Origin of the sequence: Caldicoprobacter sp., from assembly GCF_047459465.1 — a bacterium.
Lineage (GTDB): Bacteria > Bacillota > Clostridia > Caldicoprobacterales > Caldicoprobacteraceae > Caldicoprobacter.
The window spans coordinates 1-2,749 of the sequence record NZ_VSCO01000195.1; the positions used below are offsets into that span (position 1 = coordinate 1).

Sequence of the window (2,749 nt, forward strand, 5' to 3'; positions counted from 1 at the left end):
CCCCAGTATCCATAAGTAAACCTGGTTATAAATCACATGAACGGGGACGTAAGAGATGAAAGCCGCCGGAATTACGGTGAATATTATCCATTTGGCCGCTCCTTGGAATATCCAGTTCGGGTACGTGCTGAAGGTGATCAGAGCATTGTATAATTCCGTGCCGATACCGTCGGCGGACTTGAGGAAAAAGCCAAGAGAACCCAGGATGAGGAGAAAACCATGGATGATTGCAGCCGAGATCACCGACATCAGCAAGAATAATAAAATAGCTGGCAATTCAGGTTTCAGTATGATAAAGCTGATAAACCATATGGCGGCTTCCAGCAAATCTATAAGCTGCATTCTGGCGACCAGAAGGTGAAAGAGTGCATTTTTAGGTCTTACAAGGTAGTACTCCAGTTTCCCCTCATTGATAATTGCCGGAAGCTTATAGACATTGTAGAATACGCTGACCAACGCCAGAGCAACGTTCAGCACGGCCCAAATAGTGAATAAATGGACGAACTGCCATTCTGAAATATTGGGGAACCTCTTGAAAAATACCCACCAGAAGACCAGCCAGATGGCACTGTTTAAAAGGGAGCCGAAAAGGCCTATAAGGCTGCTGACTTTGTATTCCAGAAGCCCTTTCGCGTTAATGTATAAGTAGCCCAGGAACAGCCCCAAGTATTTACCCGCCGTTGACATCAAGACGCTTCACCCCCTTTCGGTACACTGACATCCCGCCAATAAATAATAAAATGCACAAAATAAACTGTTCTGCCATAAGGCTCAGAGCTTGAATTATGTCACAATTTACAAACAATTTGGCAGGGGCGTACACCATAAACCTGAAGGGAAGCCACTCCGACAGCTTTCTGAGAAAAGGCGGAAAAAGGGTGATGGGTACTATCATTCCCCCAAGCAGCATCTGCAGCCTGGAATATACCAGGAAAAAGGGCGATACGTCCTCCACCCAGAAAGCCAGGAAGCCGATGGTAATCATTCCAATAAGATCTGCCATCATCGCGAGGGCTACTGTTACCGTAAGAAAAGGTAGTATTGACAAGTCGGGAAAGTAAGGTCCTACCATAACCGTCATCACGGCGTAACCCACTATAAGGGTTGATATGAAGCGCACCATCCGCTCCCCGAAGCTTACGCTCAACTGAAATAATAGATAGTTATAAGGCCGGGCGAGGGTGTAGCTGACGGCTCCTGTTCTTATATCTTCTTCCACTTTTAGATGTACCCTGGGGCGCGAAATAACGATGGACTCGGTGAATACCAGGTACCAGAGCATTTTTCTGAGGTCAAATCCGGCGATAATTTCAGCACCGGCTCGGCTGTAGGTGACCGTCCATAAATTGACGAATACAAACAGGATGACCACCAGGAACCCGGACCTGAAGATCATCTCCGAAACATAAGCCAGATAATTCTTCGCACTCAAAGCGGCGGCAGCTACGTATTTATCTATCGAAATGAGCATTTCTTTCCGCCTCCCGCCCCGCATGATGACCCGAAAGGTAAATGTGCTGGATTATAGATTCTAAAGGAGGGTCCTGGATGGTTATGTCCCTTACAGCGTTTTGCGAAACTATTCGGCTTACCACTCCGTTTACATCGCATGTTTTTAAATCGACTTCTAATCTCACAATAGGTCCGTTTTGATGGATTACCCTAACGCCTGCGTCCAGGCTCAGACCCTCGGGTTTTTCCGCAAACTCAATTTCAACAATCTTGGAATGGAAAAAGTTCTTCCTCATTTCCCTGATGTTCGACTCCAGAACGATCCTGCCCTCGTTTAGAACTATGACATCCTCGCATAGGCGCTCGATGTCGCCGGTATCGTGGGACGTCAGAATTACGGTCACTTTTTTTTGCCTGTTTAGGTCTCTTAAAATATCTATCACTGCAGACCTTACCACCACGTCCAGGCCGATAGTGGGTTCGTCCAAAAACAGTATCCTGGGATTATGTATTAAAGCTGCTGCGATTTCACAGCGCATGCGCTGTCCCAGAGAGAGCTTACGCACCGGTTGGTAGAGGAATGAGCTAATATCGAATAAATCGACTAGTTCCTTCATTCGCTTTTTAAGCTCCACCCGGTCTATGTCGTATATCCTGCCCAGCAAATGAAAGGTATCTATGGGAGGCAGGTGGTACCACAATTGGGACCTCTGCCCGAAAACGGAGGAAATATGGTAGGCCAATTTGCTTCGGTATTTAAAAGGGTCCATTCCCAGAACCCTTAGACTGCCCTGCGTCGGGCTTAGGATTCCGCAGAGCAGCTTTATCATTGTGGATTTGCCCGCTCCGTTGGGCCCAATAAGTGCCAGAGCCCGGCCGGGATCCGCTCGGAACGAGACGTCATTTACCGCCTCTATCACCTGCCGCTCTCTACGCGTCCATCCCTTAATCTTCCAGAGGGTATACTGTTTTGAAACGTGATTGACCTCTATACACAAGCGTCCTCACCTATCCGTTAAAAGTGTGGGAAATCTGAATTGAAATTTTACATTATTTTATCGCAAGGTAATTTTCTGTCAATATCCTGGCTGCAATTCCAACTTTGGTATAATTTTGTTGAAAAAGGTCCTTAAGTTTGATATTAATAATATTAATATTGTTATTGTGGGAATTTTCTCATACGGCATCTTCTAAAGGAGGAATATGATGAAAAGCATCAATACCAAAATCATAGTATTGCTCTGCTCCCTTGTATTTATAGTCAGTACTGGCCTTGGAATAGCGGCTTATATCATCT

General features: G+C 45.9%; 3 protein-coding genes. All 3 read right to left on the bottom strand.

What is annotated here, in order from left to right:
* On the bottom strand, positions 1–687 hold a 687-nt coding region (locus tag FWJ59_RS09195; RefSeq protein WP_414481639.1), incomplete at its 3' end, for an ABC transporter permease.
* Complete coding sequence (locus FWJ59_RS09200; protein ID WP_414481640.1) at positions 671–1,471, bottom strand: ABC transporter permease; 801 nt, start codon at positions 1,469–1,471, stop codon at positions 671–673. The genes FWJ59_RS09200 and FWJ59_RS09195, both read right to left, overlap by 17 nt.
* A complete protein-coding gene (locus FWJ59_RS09205) occupies positions 1,452–2,450 on the bottom strand; it encodes an ABC transporter ATP-binding protein (protein ID WP_414481641.1) in 999 nt (332 codons plus the stop codon). The genes FWJ59_RS09200 and FWJ59_RS09205 overlap by 20 nt, the downstream gene beginning before the upstream one ends.
* Positions 2,451–2,749 lie beyond the last annotated feature (299 nt).